Origin of the sequence: Rhodospirillum centenum SW, from assembly GCF_000016185.1 — a bacterium.
In the GTDB taxonomy this organism is placed as follows: Bacteria; Pseudomonadota; Alphaproteobacteria; order Azospirillales; family Azospirillaceae; genus Rhodocista; species Rhodocista centena.
The window spans coordinates 3457048-3471577 of sequence record NC_011420.2 but is presented as its reverse complement, the minus strand read 5'-3'; the positions used below and the strand labels follow the sequence as shown (position 1 = coordinate 3471577).

At 72.6% G+C, this 14530-nt stretch carries 11 protein-coding genes; 7 read left to right on the top strand and 4 right to left on the bottom strand.

Annotated features, from left to right (window positions below):
- Positions 1-211: 211 nt before the first annotated feature.
- The gene (locus tag RC1_RS20375; protein ID WP_012568496.1) at positions 212-2911 is read right to left on the bottom strand and encodes a bifunctional diguanylate cyclase/phosphodiesterase; all 2700 of its coding nucleotides are present in this window, start codon (positions 2909-2911) and stop codon (positions 212-214) included.
- 517 nt (positions 2912-3428) lie between these two features.
- Here RC1_RS20375 and RC1_RS16085 point away from each other — a divergent pair.
- Together RC1_RS16085 and RC1_RS16080 are read left to right on the top strand one after the other, a co-directional pair.
- Positions 3429-4340, top strand: a complete 912-nt coding sequence (locus tag RC1_RS16085) for a hypothetical protein (RefSeq protein ID WP_012568495.1) — start codon at positions 3429-3431, stop codon at positions 4338-4340.
- Positions 4337-5926 carry a hypothetical protein gene (locus RC1_RS16080; protein WP_012568494.1) on the top strand — a complete coding sequence of 530 codons (1590 nt, stop codon included), beginning with the start codon at positions 4337-4339 and terminating at the stop codon, positions 5924-5926. The genes RC1_RS16085 and RC1_RS16080 overlap by 4 nt, the downstream gene beginning before the upstream one ends.
- 89 nt (positions 5927-6015) lie before the next feature.
- On the opposite strand, the gene RC1_RS16075 is transcribed toward RC1_RS16080, so the two are convergent.
- Complete coding sequence (locus tag RC1_RS16075; protein WP_012568493.1) at positions 6016-7080, bottom strand: NAD(P)-dependent alcohol dehydrogenase; 1065 nt, start codon at positions 7078-7080, stop codon at positions 6016-6018.
- Between the two features lie 49 nt (positions 7081-7129).
- On the bottom strand, positions 7130-8122 hold the full coding sequence (locus RC1_RS16070) for an aldo/keto reductase (protein WP_012568492.1): 993 nt from the start codon (positions 8120-8122) through the stop codon (positions 7130-7132).
- Between the two features lie 122 nt (positions 8123-8244).
- On the opposite strand from RC1_RS16070, the gene RC1_RS16065 reads away from it, so the two are divergent.
- From RC1_RS16065 to RC1_RS20370, 5 genes are all read left to right on the top strand, one after another.
- Positions 8245-9138 (top strand): LysR family transcriptional regulator, encoded by an 894-nt coding sequence (locus RC1_RS16065; protein WP_012568491.1) that lies wholly within the window; start codon positions 8245-8247, stop codon positions 9136-9138.
- A gap of 160 nt (positions 9139-9298) precedes the next feature.
- The gene (locus tag RC1_RS16060; protein WP_012568490.1) at positions 9299-10117 is read left to right on the top strand and encodes a MetQ/NlpA family ABC transporter substrate-binding protein; all 819 of its coding nucleotides are present in this window, start codon (positions 9299-9301) and stop codon (positions 10115-10117) included.
- The gene (locus tag RC1_RS16055) at positions 10114-11130 is read left to right on the top strand and encodes a methionine ABC transporter ATP-binding protein (protein ID WP_012568489.1); all 1017 of its coding nucleotides are present in this window, start codon (positions 10114-10116) and stop codon (positions 11128-11130) included. The genes RC1_RS16060 and RC1_RS16055 overlap by 4 nt, the downstream gene beginning before the upstream one ends.
- Positions 11127-11795, top strand: a complete 669-nt coding sequence (locus RC1_RS16050) for a methionine ABC transporter permease (RefSeq protein ID WP_012568488.1) — start codon at positions 11127-11129, stop codon at positions 11793-11795. Before RC1_RS16055 ends, RC1_RS16050 begins: the two co-directional genes overlap by 4 nt.
- Before the next feature lie 132 nt (positions 11796-11927).
- Positions 11928-13883, top strand: a complete 1956-nt coding sequence (locus tag RC1_RS20370; protein ID WP_148213482.1) for a sensor histidine kinase — start codon at positions 11928-11930, stop codon at positions 13881-13883.
- Between the two features lie 27 nt (positions 13884-13910).
- On the opposite strand, the gene RC1_RS16040 is transcribed toward RC1_RS20370, so the two are convergent.
- Complete coding sequence (locus RC1_RS16040) at positions 13911-14525, bottom strand: ATP-dependent Clp protease proteolytic subunit (protein WP_012568486.1); 615 nt, start codon at positions 14523-14525, stop codon at positions 13911-13913.
- Positions 14526-14530: the final 5 nt, after the last annotated feature.

Below are 14530 nucleotides of genomic sequence, written 5' to 3'. Positions count from 1 at the left end.
TCCGAGCTTCGCGCGCCCCCGCGGCGGGGATGCGCTGGAAAGGGGTGTTCCACAAGCAACAACGACCCGCGGGGCGGCTGCCTCGCGGGTCCCTGTGCGATCGGGGCAGGATATAGCAAGCAAAAGCCTCCGAAACAATCGCGCCGGGCGCAGGGCAGGGCCGGCGCGCGCGGACGTCCCCGAAGGATCACGGACGCCACCGTCCCGCCGGTCAGGCCCGGGCCAGACGGCCGCCGGCCAGACCGGAGGTCTCCGCACAGGCAGCGGCGACGGACGCCGTGTCCAGGGGGCCGATCCAGGGAGCGGCCCCCTGCACCAGCACCTCGGCCTCCCCGGGCGTCAGCGGCCTGGCGAAATGGAAGCCCTGGCCGCGGCCGCAGCCCAGGGCTCGCACCTGTTCGAGCTGGTCGGGAGTCTCGATCCCCTCCGCCACGACGCTGAAGCCCAGGATGCGGGCAAGCTGGACGATGGTGCGCACCAGCTCCGTGCCCTGCACGGACTCGCCCATGCCGGCGATGAAGCTGCGGTCGATCTTGATCGATTCCACCGGCAGGCGTTGCAGGTAGGAGAGCGATGAATAGCCGGTGCCGAAATCGTCGATGGCGAGCCCGACGCCCAGGTCCCGCAGCCGGTGCAGCACCTCCACGGCATTGCTGGCATTGGCGATCAGGCCGCTCTCGGTGATCTCCAGCTTGACCCAGGAGGGGTCGGCGCCGGTCAGCTCCAGCACGCCGCGGACCCAGCGGGCCAGATCGATCCGGCCAGGGTCCATCTGATAGGGGGAGAGATTGACCGAGACATAGAGCGGAGCGTCCGGCCGCAGCTTGTTCCAGCGCCCGACCTGCCGGCAGCCCTGCATCAGGATCTGGTTGCCCAGCGGGACGATCAGGCCCGTCTCCTCCGCGATCGGGATGAACTCGCTGGGGGAGATTTCGCCGCGGTCGGGGTCCTGCCAGCGGGCCAGCACCTCGAACCCCAGCAGGCGGCCGTCCGCCAGATCGACGATGGGCTGATAGGCGGTGCGGATGCCGCCGCTGAAATAGACGGCGCGGCGCAGCCGGTCGTACAGGTCGTAGCGTTCCGTCAGGCGGGCACGCATGGCCGCCTCGAAGGAGCGGGTGCCGCCGCCGGAGCTTTCCGCCTCCAGCGCCGCGATCTCGGCGTTGCGCAGCACCTCCATGGGCAGGCCGTGCGCCTGCGCGGAGGAGACGACGCCCAGGCTGGCGGTGACGAACACCTCCCGCCCCTCGACCTCCACCGGGTTGCGCAGCGCCTCGCGGACGGCATGGCTGATGAGACCCGTCCCTTCCGCTCCGCGGGTGGCGGGAACCAGCACGGCGAACTCGCCGCCGTCCACCCGCGCCAGCTTGTCGCCCGGCCCCAGGCAGCCCTCCAGCCGGCGCGCGACAGCGGCGACCAGCCGGTCGGCGGCGGTGAAGCCCAGGCTGCCGGCCAGGGTCTTGTAGCGGTCCAGGCTGATGATCAGCAGGGCCGGATCCTCGCCCACGGCCAGGGCGCGTTGCAGGTCCTGCAACAGGAAACTGCGGTTGGGCAGTTCCGTCACCGGGTCGTAGAAGGCCAGCCGGTGCAGCCGCATCTCCGTCCGCACGCGGTACAGTTCGGCGTGGCGCTCCACCATCAGGCGGTGCAGTTCCTGGGCTGAATCCAGATCGCCCGCGGTCCACGGCTCGGGCGAGCGGCGCAGGATCAGCAGCCAGGCATCGGGGGCTGCCTCGATCCGCAGGACCGCGCGGTAGTCCCCGGGCGCCTCCGGTCCGCAGGCGGCGACGACGCCGTCGCGCCGCTCCACGTCGGTGCGCTCCAGCATCTCCATCAGCCAGCCGGGAGAAGGCGGGGTCCCCTCGCTGCGCATCTCGCCGTCGATGTAGGCGACCCAGGCGTCCGGTGCGAACAGGACATGCAGGTCGTCGCGGCGCTCCTCCACGGCAGCGGCCAGATCGTGATTCGCGCGCAAGGCCGCCGCCAGCCGTTCGATCGACCGGCTGGCCGCCAGCCGCGCCCCGGCGGAGACGCGCTCCTCCATCACGCTGATCTGGGCCGCGGCGATCTCGCCCAGCGCTTCGGCCAGGGCGCAGACCGACGGGGACAGCCGGCGGGGCTGCGGATCGAAGCCGGCCAGCAGTCCCCAGAGCCGCCCGCCCGACATCAGCGACACCAGCAGCACGGCCCGGATGCCGCGCTCCTGCACATAGGCACACAGGCCCGGCGACCCGGGGCGCAGGGTCAGCCGCGCCATGTCCGGCGCCTCCCCGGTCAACGGGTTCAGTGCCGGCACCAGCGGCACCGTCGCCTCCGTCACGTCGGGAACGGCACAGAGGCGGGTGGTTTCCCAGTGCGCCCGGCTCTCCGCCGGGATGAGCGCCGCGGCCACCCGTTCGCCCAGCATGCTGCCGGCGGAAACGGCGGAATCCTCCACGACCATCAGCGCGTTGCCCTGGCGGTCGAAACGGATCGCCAGCACCCGCTCGTAACCGATGGTGCGGCGCAGATCCGCGACCGCGGCACGCAGCAGGGCGTCGATGCCAGGGCTGGAGCGGTAGGTACGGACGGCACCGCAGAGGCCGGCCAGGAGGGGACCGGTATTCGCCGGGTCTTCGTTCGGAACCAGTTCCAGCAGCAGGCCGGTCGGCTGACGGTGCCCCAGCCCCCACAGTTCCCGCGGCCTGTCGCCGCAAGGAAGGCGGCAGTCGAAGGGCCCCACCGAGTCGCCGGCACCGAGCATGGCGCGGGCCAGCGGGTCGGCCACCGGCGGCCCCAGCAGGTCCGCCACCGTCAGCCCCAGGCAATCCGCCGCAGCCCGGCCGGTCAGCTCGGCGATGTTGGCGCTGACCTGGACAATGCGCCCGGTGTCGCGGTCAAGGACAAGAAGCCAGCCGTGGGGCTGGATCATCGGAAGGGCCCCGGGGGCAGTCGGTCCGGGCGATGCGTCGGCTCCGTGCGTCAAGGAGAAATCCTCCGCAGGTCCGGCCCCGCTCCTGTACAGCGGACATGCGGGTTTCCGCCCGTTCTGGATTGCCGGATCACTTGAGCACCCTGGTCACTCGGACACCCCCTGGGAGCGTCGGACCGGCCCCGGTCAGGCGGGCCGGAAGACCCGAAACCATCCGACCGATCCATTAACACCCCGTTGACAGAAGCTTTTCGACCAGCCCGCACCGGATTTCAAGCGTCTTCGCGGCAGTTGCGTGGGCGCATCGCCGGTGACAAAACGCTTCCTTCCGCAAGGGGACGCCCTTTCCTGGCTGGGTAGCCAAATTGAATAGTTCGGTTCCACATGATAACGATAGCGTCATGGCACAGTGGACAGGGCGCGACAACAGTATAGCGGCGCAGGAACGGACGCTCCGGCGGCCCCTTCTGCGCGCCCACAGCATGGCTGCGGATATGGCAGCGGGCGGAGGACGCAGATGTTCGGCCGCGTGTTGAGCTGGCTGCGCAGTAACCCGTCGGAGGCACCGCCCCGCGCGGCGCCGGTGGTGGAGCCCGCCCCGGCGGCGGAACCGCCGCCGCCGCGCCCGCCCGCCGAACCGGGCGTGCGGCGCCGCGGCCCCGTCTTCTCCTCCCGCGCCGTGCGGGATGCGGCGGTCGTGACCGGCGCCATCGAGACGCTGCGCAAGTTCGCCGCTGGCGCCGAGTCGGTCGAGGATCTGGACTACCGGCTGGCCGGGCTGACGAAGGATCAGTTCGCCTTCCTTCAGATCAGCGTGGGTCCCGAGCTGGTGCAGAACTGCATCAACCGGGCAGCCGGCGGAAAAGGTGTGAAGGCCGCCAGCCTGCGCCGCACGCTGAACGAACTGGCCGGCATCGCAACGCCCGAACCGGGGCCTGACCGCCCCGCGGAAGCGGAGGGCGACGCCGCCGCAGGGACCGACTCGGACCCCACGGCGGATGCCGACGGTGCCGACGGTGCCGACGGAGAGCCCCGCCGGGCCGGCTCCGAGGCGGACATTCCGGAGACCGGAACGGCCGGACTGCCCGGAACAGACGGAGCGGACGGCGCTGACACCGGCACGGACCTGCCGTCGGACCCGTCCGGGAAGACGGAAGCCGGCGCCCCGCCCCCGGAAAAGACCCCGGCGGCATCCGGCCCGGACGCTGCCCTGCCCCCGGTGCCGGAACCGCCGGCGGTGCTGCCGGTCCCCCCGCTCGCGGCCGCCGCCGCGGCGGAGGAGGAGGTCGTGCCGGCGCTGCCGCATCCCCGGCCCGCCCACGAACCGGCCCTGCTCCCCCGTCTGGCCCGCACCGCGGCCGATGCACGCCGCGCCCGCCTGCTCGACACCCTTACGGACCACCTCTCCGCCAGCGAGACATCCCGATGACGATCCAGTCCACGGACACCAAGGAGATCCGCCCCGCCGGCCAGCCCCAGGCGCCGGGCGGGGGGGACGGGATCGCCCCGGCACAGGCCGCAGCGGCGCCCGCTCCGGACGCGGTCTCCGGGGATGCCCCGGCGGTCTCCGACGCGGCTGCGGGAACGGCCGTGGCCGCCACGGACGCCGGCCGGCCGATGGACGGGGAGATCCATGAGACGGTCGATCCCTTCGACTATGCCGAGGCCATCGTCCGCGATCTGGCCCTGCATGTCGGCACGCGCCTGCGCGACTTCCGGACCGATCTGATGGCCATGCACAACGCCATCGTCCAGCTTCCCGAGCAGATGCGGCTGCCGGCCCTGGGACAGAGCATCCAGGAACTGCGCGAGCGCGTGGCGCATCTGGCCGGCGTGGTCAGCCAGCAGGCCTCCCGCCCCCCGGAGGAGCCGGAACGGCTGGTCCGCGCCGTCAACGACCTGTTGCAGCGGGTCCACGGGCTGGAGGGCTGGGTTGCCGCCGCTGCCCGACGCGCCGCTGCAGGGGGCGAGGAGGAGGAGGACGTGGTGCCGCTGCTGCCGAGCGCCGGCACGGGCGGCGGGCTCGTCTCCCTGGATCAGTTCGACCGCGCGGTTGACCAGCTCCACCAGTCGATCCTGCGCGTCGTCGGCGCCGTGCGCGACATGCAGCTCGACATCCGCGATCTGCGCAACGGTGCCGTGGCCCCTGCCGTCGGTGCTGCCGGCCCTGCCGTGATGACCCAGGCCCCGGCGATCGACGCCGCCGCGCTGGAGCGCCGGCTGGAGTCGCTGGGCAGCCGGCTGGATGCGCAGGCGACGCGGCTCCAGGGGCTGGTCGAGCGGCTGGACTCGCAGGAGGACACGGTCGCCGCCCTGGCGGAACAGGTCACGGCCCCGCCGCCTCCTCCTCCCCCGCCCCTGCCCCTGCCGCCGGTCGTGGTGCCCGTCGCCGCGCCGGCACGCGCCCCGGTCGCGGCGCTGGAGCCCGTGACGGAGCCGACCTTCTCCCCCAGCGACGTGGCGACGCTGATCTTCGCCGCCTGGCCGCGGCTGAGCCAGCCGCAGGGCGCCGAAGCCCTGACCCGCACGGTCGAAGAGACGCTGGCCCATCTCGCCACCCGGCTGGACGACAGCGTGCGCACCCCGCAGGTGGCGAAGGGCTCCGGCCTGGTCGCGCTGTGCACCGGGGAGCGGCCGCGCGGGCTGGTCGTGGCCCTGCTGGCGGTGGAGGATCTGTGCGCCCAGGGCTGGGAGCTGTCGGCCGACGGCGGCCGCCTGAACTCGACGGAGCATCCCTCCTCGCCGCCGCGCTACCCGGTCTGGCGCTCGCTGCTGAACGCCGCCGCCATGGTGGAGCAGACGCGGCCGGGCAGCATCGCCGTCCCGGTCGTCATCTACGGCAACGGCTGGCTGGACCGCGTGCCGGGCGAGGACGAGGTCGCCGCCTACGGCGAGTATGTCGGAGCACCGGAAGCCGCGGCGCGGCTGGTGACGGTGGGCGCGGGCGACCTGCACCTGCCGGGCCTGGGCACCCCGTCCGACGCCGGGGCCGCCATCGCCGCCCTGGACGAGTAGGCCGGAGCGCACACCCCTGACATGAGAACGGCGGCCGGGATCGCTCCGGCCGCCGTTTCCCTGTCCGCCCGGAGGCAGGCCGCCCCGGATCAGAAACCCGCGTCCGCCGGGACCGGCAGCGAGGCCATGTCGATCACGAAGCGGTAGCGCACGTCCGCCCGCTCCATCCGCTCGAAGGCGGTGTCGATCTCATCCATGCGGATCATCTCGCAGTCGGGCAGGATGTTCTTGCGGCCGCAGAAATCCAGCAGCTCCTGCGTCTCGGCGATGCCGCCGATCAGCGAGCCGGCCAGCCGGCGCCGGCCCATGATGAAGGGCACCGTCGCCGGCGGTTCCAGCGGTCCGACCTGCCCGACGATGACCAGCGTGCCGTCCACGTCCAGCAGCGGCATGTAGGGCGTCACGTCGTGGCGCACCGGCACCGTGTCGATGATCAGGTCGAAGGCGGACGCCGCCGCCTTCATCGCCGCCGTGTCGCCGGAGGCCAGCAGGGCGTCCGCCCCCAGGGCCAGCGCGTCCTGTTCCTTCGCCCGGGTGCGGCTGATGACGGTGACGTGCGCCCCCAGGGCCGCGGCCAGCTTGACCGCCATGTGGCCGAGCCCGCCCAGCCCGATCACGCCGACCCGGCTGCCCGGCCCCACGCCCCACTGGCGCAGCGGCGAGTAGGTGGTGATGCCGGCGCAGAGCAGCGGCGCCGCGCGGGAGAGGTCCAGCCCCTCCGGCACGGCCAGCACGAATTCCTGGCGCACGACGATGTGCCGGGAATAGCCGCCCTGGGTCAGCTCTCCCGTGATCCGGTCGCGGTCGGCATAGGTCTGGGTCATGCCGTTGCGGCAGAACTGCTCCTCGCCGGCATGGCACTGGTCGCACTCCTGGCAACTGTCCACCATGCAGCCGACGGCCACCGGGTCGCCCGGCTGGAAGCCGACGACGTCGGCCCCGACCGCGACCACGCGGCCGACGATCTCGTGCCCCGGCACCAGGGGAAAGCGGGCCCAGCCCCAGTCGTTGCGGACCTGATGCAGGTCGGAATGGCAGACGCCGCAGTAGAGGATCTCGATGGCCACGTCCCCGGGCCGCAGGGCGCGACGCTCGAAGCTGAAGAGGGCGAGCGGGCTGCCGGCGGCCTGGGCCGCGTAACCGATTGTCTTCATGGAAAGTCCGTCGAAGGGCAGAGGGGGATGGGCAGGAGATGGGGATCGGTCAGCGATTGACCAGGGCCTGGGCCTGCGGCGGATAGCGGTCCCCCTGCACGGCGATGCCGGCCAGTACCGCGTCGATCCCGCGCAGGTCCTCCGCCGTCAGGACAAGGTCCACGGCGCCGAGATTCTCCTCCAGCCGGTGCAGCCTGGTGGTGCCGGGGATCGGCACGATCCAGGGCTTCCGGGCCAGCAGCCAGGCCAGCGCCACCTGGGCCGGCGTCGCCCCCTTGGCCGCCGCCAGCGCCTTCACCCGCTCCACCAGGGTCAGGTTCGCCGCGCGGTTCTCCGCCGCGAAGCGGGGCGAGCGGGCGCGGAAATCGTCGGCCGCGAAGTCCGTGGACTGGTCGATGGCGCCGGTCAGGAAGCCCCGGCCCAGCGGGCTGTAGGGCACGAAGCCGATGCCCAGTTCCTCCAGCACCGGCAGGACCTCCCGCTCCGGATCGCGGGTCCAGAGGGAATACTCGCTCTGAAGCGCGGTGACCGGCTGCACCGCATGGGCCCGGCGGATCGTCCCGGCCGCCGCCTCGGACAGGCCGAAATGCCGGACCTTGCCCTCGCGAATCAGGTCGCCGACCGTGCCGGCCACGTCCTCGATCGGCACGGCGGGATCGACGCGGTGCTGGTAGAACAGGTCGATCACCTCCGTCCCCAGGCGCTTGAGCGACGCCTCCGCGACCTCGCGGATGTGGGCGGGCCGGCTGTCCACGCCCCGCTGCTTCCCGGTCGCGGGGTCGATGTCGAAGCCGAACTTGGTGGCGATGACGACGCGGTCGCGGACCGGCGCCAGCGCCTCCCCCACCAGTTCCTCGTTGCTGAAGGGGCCGTAGATCTCGGCCGTGTCGAACAGGGTGACGCCGCGCTCCACCGCGGCGCGGATCACGGCCACCGCCTGCTGCCGGTCGGTGGCGGGACCGTAGGCGAAATCGAACCCCATGCAGCCGAGGCCGAGGGCCGAGACCTCAAGCCCGCTGCGTCCCAGAATGCGCTTTTCCATGCCATGCCTCCGCGGTGCTGCGTCCCGGAAGCGGTGCGCTCCGGAGCGGCCGCATGATCGGAGTCCCCCGTCCATGGGAGAAGCTGGTAAAATCCGCATGAACCTGTGAACAGGATTCATCAATGCAGCGCGGCACCGTCAACGACCTGCTGGCCTTCATCGCGGTGACGGAGGAGCGCAGCTTCACCCGGGCCGCGGCGCGGCTGGGCGTCTCCCCCTCCGCCCTGAGCCACACCATCCGCGGCCTGGAGGAGCGGCTGGGGCTGCGGCTGCTGACCCGCACCACCCGCTCCGTCGCCCCGACGGAAGCCGGGGAGCGGCTGTTCCGCAGCGCCGGTCCCCGGCTGGCGGAGATCGAGGCGGAACTGGCCGCGCTGAGCGCCCTGCGCGAGACGCCGGCCGGCACCGTCCGCCTGACCGCGGGAGAGCATGCCGCGACCTCCCTGCTCTGGCCGGCCCTGACCCGGCTGCTGCCCCGCTACCCGGACATCCGGGTGGAGGTGGACATCGACAACCGCCTGACCGACATCGTGGCGGAGCGGTTCGACGCCGGCGTCCGGCTGGGCGAGCAGGTGGCCAAGGACATGGTGGCCGTGCGGATCGGCCCCGATCTGCGCATGGTCGTGGTGGCGGCCCCCGCCTGTGCCGCCCGCCGGCCGCCGCCGCGGACCCCGCACGAACTGACCGGGCATGAGTGCATCAACTTCCGCCTGCCCAGTTCGGGCGGGCTCTATGCCTGGGAATTCGCCCGCGACGGGCGGGAGCTGCGGGTGCGGGTGGAGGGGCCGCTGGTCTTCAACAGCCTGGAGATGATCCGGCAGGCGGCGCTCGCCGGGTTCGGGCTCGGCTACCTGCCGGAGGACATGGTGGCGGCGGATCTCGCCGCGGGGCGGCTGGTCGTGCTGCTGGAGGACTGGTGCCCGCCGTTTCCCGGCTACCATCTCTACTACCCGTCGCGGCGGCAGCCGACCCCGGCCTTCGCCGTGCTGGTGGAAGCCCTGCGCCACCGGGGCTGAGGTGGCAGGGGGACGGCCGGGAGATAATAGCACATTCTTTTTGTGTTGTTCTTTGATAAGAACGCGATTGATCTGGATTTTGTCCGCCGGCAGTGGTTGGATGGTCGGCCGATGCGTTCCCCGATGTTCCGTTCCCATCCGCCCGAGGTTCCGCAGAGCCATGGTCCATCGTCCCACCCGGCGGCACCTGCTGCTGTCCGCCGCCGCCCTCACCCTGTTGCCGGTACTGCCGGCCCGTGCCGGCGACGCGCCCTTGCGCGTGCTCGCCTCCGCCGTGCCGCATGCCGAAATCCTGACCTTCGTGCAGCGCAGGCTGGCGCCGGATCTCAGGCTGAAGATCATCGAGATCACCGGCGAACTGCGGGTGAACGAACTGACCCTGGCCGGTGACGCCGACGCCAACTTCTACCAGCACCGCCCCTTCCTGGAGACGGAGGAGGCGATCCTGAAGACGAAGTTCGCCGTCACCGCCACGGTCCATATCGAACCGCTGGGCATCTATTCCCGCCGGGTGACAGGTCTGGACGCGGTGCCGGAAGGCGCCGCCGTCTCGCTCTCCAGCAACGTCACCAACCTGAGCCGGGGTCTGGTGCTGCTGCAGGCCGCCGGCCTGATCCGGCTGCGCCCCGACCTGGACCCGGCGCGCCGCCAGCTCGCCACGCCGCGCGACATCGTGGACAACCCGCGCCGGCTGAAGCTGCTGGAGATCGAGCCGGCGCAGCTTCCGCGCACGCTGGACGACGTGACCCTGGCGGTCATCAACGGCAACTACGCGCTCCAGGCCGGGCTGGTGCCGGCGAAGGACGCGCTGGCGCTGGAACCGGCGGAAGGCAACCCCTACGCCAACCTGCTGGTCACTGTGCCGGAAAAGGCCGAGGACCCGCGCATCCAGCGCCTGTCCCGCCTGCTGGAGGGGCCGGAGGTGGCCGCCTTCATCCGCGAACGCTATGCCGGGTCCGTGATCCCGGTCCATTCATGAGCCAGCACGCGCCCATCCGGATCGAGGGGCTGCGCAAGGAATACCGCCAGGGCGACCGCACCGTCGTCGCCCTGGACGATGTCAGCCTGGACATCCCGTCCGGCAGCATCTTCGGCATCCTGGGCCACAGCGGCGCCGGCAAGACCACCCTGATCCGCTGCCTGAACCTGCTGGAGCGCCCGACCGCGGGCCGCATCCTGCTGGGCGACGTCGATCTGGCGGCGCTGGACCCGGCGGCGCTGCGCCGGCAGCGGCGGCGCATCGGCATGGTGTTCCAGCACTTCCACCTGCTGCACGCACGCACCGCCGCCGCCAACGTGTCGGCCCCGCTGGAGATTGCCGGCGTGCCGGCACCGGAGCGGCGTCGGCGGGTGGCGGAGCTGCTGGATCTGGTCGGGCTGGCCGACCGCGCCGACGCCTGGCCGTCGCAGCTTTCCGGCGGCCAGAAGCAGCGCGTCGGCATCGCCCGCGCCCTGGCCGCGGACCCCGACATGCTGCTCTGCGACGAGCCGACCAGCGCCCTGGACACCGAGACGACGGGCCAGATCCTGGAGCTGCTGCACAGCGTCAACCGCCGGCTGGGGGTGACGGTGGTGCTGATCACCCACGAGCTGGCGGTGGTGAAGGCGGTCTGCGACGGGGCCGCGCTGCTGGAGGCGGGCCGCCTGCGCGAGAGCGGGCCGCTGCCCGCCCTGCTGGCCGACCCCGCCTCCCGCCTGGGGCAGTGGCTGCTGCCGCCGGCGCAGGAGCCGGTCCCCGCCGGGGAGCTGCCGCCGCACGCCCGGCTGGTCGAGCTGACCCTGGCCGACACGCTGGCGACCGGCCCCGTGCTGGGGGCGCTGGCGCGCGAGCTGGGGCTGGACGTCACCCTGCTGGGCGGCGGCATCGAGCGCATCGGCGGCTGCCGCGTCGGCCGCCTGCTGCTGGCGCTGTCGCGCGCCGGCGGGCCGCCCGACCTGCCGGCGGCCCTGTCGCTTCTTTCGGCCCACAAGGTACGGGCGGTGCCGCGATGAACCCGGAAAGCTGGAGCGAACTTCTGGACCTGGTGGCCGGCGCCACGCTGGAGACCCTCTACATGGTCGGGCTGTCGGGGCTGGTGACGCTGGCCGTCGGCCTGCCGGCCGGGGTCGCGCTCTACCTGATCGAGCCGGCGGGGCCGTGCCCGCTGCCCTGGCTGCACCGGCCGCTGTCCACCCTGGTCAATATCGGCCGGTCGCTGCCCTTCATCGTGCTGCTGATCGCGGTGATCCCGCTGACCCGCGCCATCGTCGGCACCTCGCTGGGCAGTTCGGCCGCGGTGGTGCCGCTGACCCTGGGCTCCATCCCCTTCTTCGCCCGCGTCGTGGAGGCCGCCCTGCGCGAGGTGGACCGCGGCCGGATCGAGGCAGTGGTCGCCATGGGCGGCACCCTGCGCCACCTGATCTTCATGGTCCTGCTGCCGGAGGCGCTGCCGGCGCTGCTGGCGGGGGTGACGCTGACCCTGGTGATGCTGGTCGGCTTCTCCGCCATGGCCGGGGTGGTCGGCGGCGGCGGGCTGGGCGACCTTGCCATCCGCTACGGCTACCAGCGCTTCAACACGGAGGTGATGGTGGCCACCGTCGTGGTGCTGGTCCTGCTGGTGCAGCTCCTGCAGTCCCTGGGGGACCGGGCCGTGCGCCGGCTGGCGCACAGACGGTAAGACAGTGCGCCGGCTGGCGCACAGACGCTGAGACAGGGGCGCCGGCCGGCGTACAGGCGTTGAACCGGACCGCGGCGGGGCACGGCGTTGCCATGCCCGACCGGTCGTGCTAGCGCTAACGATCCTGTGGGGGTGGCTTACGGTAAGATCATGCGGCTGGGGGCGCCCTGGGGCAGCAGAATCGGTCCCGACCGGATTCTGGCCCTGAGCATGCTCGCCTGTGCCCTGCTGGGCACGGCGCTGCTGTACGGCCACGCCATGCAGACGCTGGCGGACCGCCGGGCCCGTCTGGTGCAGGCCCTGGAGATCCGGGCCGTCGCGCTGGACGGAATCCTCTCGGAGCGGCTGCGCCAGATGGAAACGCTGAGCCGCCGCGCCGCGCTGTTCCTGGCGCAGAACCCGCCGCCCGTGGTGGCGGCTCCCGGTTCCCCGCTTGCCCGCTTCCTGGAAAGCAACCCCGACGAGGCAGCAGACCGCCTGTTCTCGCTGGACCCGTCGCCCCGCACCATCGGCACCCTGCTGGCGCTGCCCACGGTGGCCGCCCGCCGCCGCACCGGACTGTACCGGCCCGATCCCGTCGCCTGGCACCGGGAGGCGGCGATGGCGCTGACTCTGGCGCCGCTGGCCGACGCCATCCGTACCTCCCACCCGGACACGCTGCGGATCTACTACGCCTCCGCCGCCGGGCTGGTGCATGTCGATCCCGGGGATACGGAAGGGGCGACCGCCCTGCTGGACGGCTTCGCGGCGCAGGAGCCGTTCCGCCGCGCGGCCCCCGAGGTGAACCCGCTGCGCCGGCCGTTCTGGACGGTGCTGAGCGACACGGCCGGGGGGCGGCTGGCCGCCGCCGTGGCGCCGGTGGACCAGGACGGGCTGTTCCTGGGCATCTATGCGCAGGAGGTGCCGCTGCCCGATCCGGGAGCCGCCCCGGCGCCGGGCACCGTGCTGGCGCTGCTGGACCGCGACGGGACCGTGCTGGCCGCCAACGCTGCCCCGGGCCGGACGGCACCGGCCCCCGGCGAGCGGCTGCCCGGCGCGGAGGCGCTGCCTGACGGCCCGGGGCTGAGCCGCAGCGGCGACAGTCTGGTGGCCGTACAGGTCCTGGACGCCGCCCCCTGGCGGCTGGTGCTGATACTGCCGGTGGGCGGCTTCCGGATGGCCGTGCTGACCGAGACGGTGCTGTCGCTGGGCACGGTGCTGGCCCTGCTGCTGGGGTCGCTGCTGCTGGCCTACCGGCTGATGGAGCGCATCCTGCGCGAGCGCGAACAGGCCGCCGCGGCCGAGCGCGCGGCCCGCGCCGAGGCGGAGAAGACGCTGGAGGAACTGCGCGCCGCGCATGACGAGCTGGATTTCCTGAACCGGGAGAAGACCCGCTTCTTCAGCCTGATCTCCCACGACCTGCGCGGCCCCTTCAACGCGCTGCTGGGCATGACCCAGGAACTGGCCGACCATGCCGGTCGGATGTCCCCCGACGCCGTGGCCGACTTCGCCCGCTGCACCCACGACTCGGCGCGCAAGGCGTTCGACATGCTGGAGAACCTGTTGCAGTGGTCGCGCGTGCAGATGTCGGGCAAGCCCTTCGCCCCGGCCGTGTTCGATCTGCGCGCCGTGGTCACGGACGCGATGGGCGACGTCGCCTCCATGGCCGCGGCGAAGCAGGTGGCCCTGCTGGACGCGGTGGGCGACCGCTGGGTCCTGGCCGACCGCACCATGCTGCTGGCGGTGCTGCGCAACCTGCTGGTCAACGCGGTGAAGTTCAGCCACCCCGCCGGGGTCGTCCATGTCACCTCGCGCGCCGAGGGCGACCGGGTGGAGGTCGCGGTCACCGACCACGGTATCGGCATGGAGCGGGCGCAGGTGGCGGAACTGCTGCGGGCCGGCAGCGGCGGCCAGGGCTCTCGCCCCGGCACCCGCGGGGAACAGGGCACGGGGCTGGGCATGACGCTGGTGCGCGAACTGGTGCTGCGCCACGGCGGCGACCTGCGGGTGGAGAGCGAGGTGGGGCGCGGCACGACCGTCAGCTTCACCGTGCCGCTGGCGACCGCCCCGTCGGAGGACCGCCGCCACCCGTCACAGACGCCCCTCTGACGGGAGCGGACCGCGGGGGCCTTCCCCTCAGGGGGTCAGGTCGGTGACGATGTTGGAGCCGTTGGCGACGAGCTGTGCCGCCGTCTCGCGGTGGTCCACGCTGCCGCTGAAGCCGCCCTGTTCCTTCACCCGCTCGATCCAGGCGGCGGAGGCGCCGAGGCCCACCAGCCGCTCGATCATCCGGCCCGTGGACTTGACCGTTACGGTTCCGGAATAAAGCCCGCGGGGGGCGTGGACCATGAAGACGGCGTCGGCGCTGGCATAACGGGGCCGTCCGGCCAGGAACAGCCCGACGCACATGCTCTCGCAGTTCTCCCCGCCCTTGACGCGGGTGGCGATGCGCCGGCCCCGGTCGCGTTCGGCCAGCAGGCGGTCGATCATGGCATAGCCGGCGCTGGTGTAGCCGCCGGGGCTGTTCAGTTCCAGCAGCAGCGGCCGGCCGGGGGGCAGCGCATCCATTACGGCTGCGAAACGGTCCCCCAGTTCCGGGGTGATGATGCCGTCGATGCGGACCACCGTGGCCTGCCCGCCCTCCTGCACGCTGACCCTGGCGGTCGGCAGCGGCCTTTCGTCACCCCGGACAGGCGCGGCGGTGGCGGCGGCGGCAACGAGCAACAGAGTGACCAGGATGGGCAGTCGCATGGCAA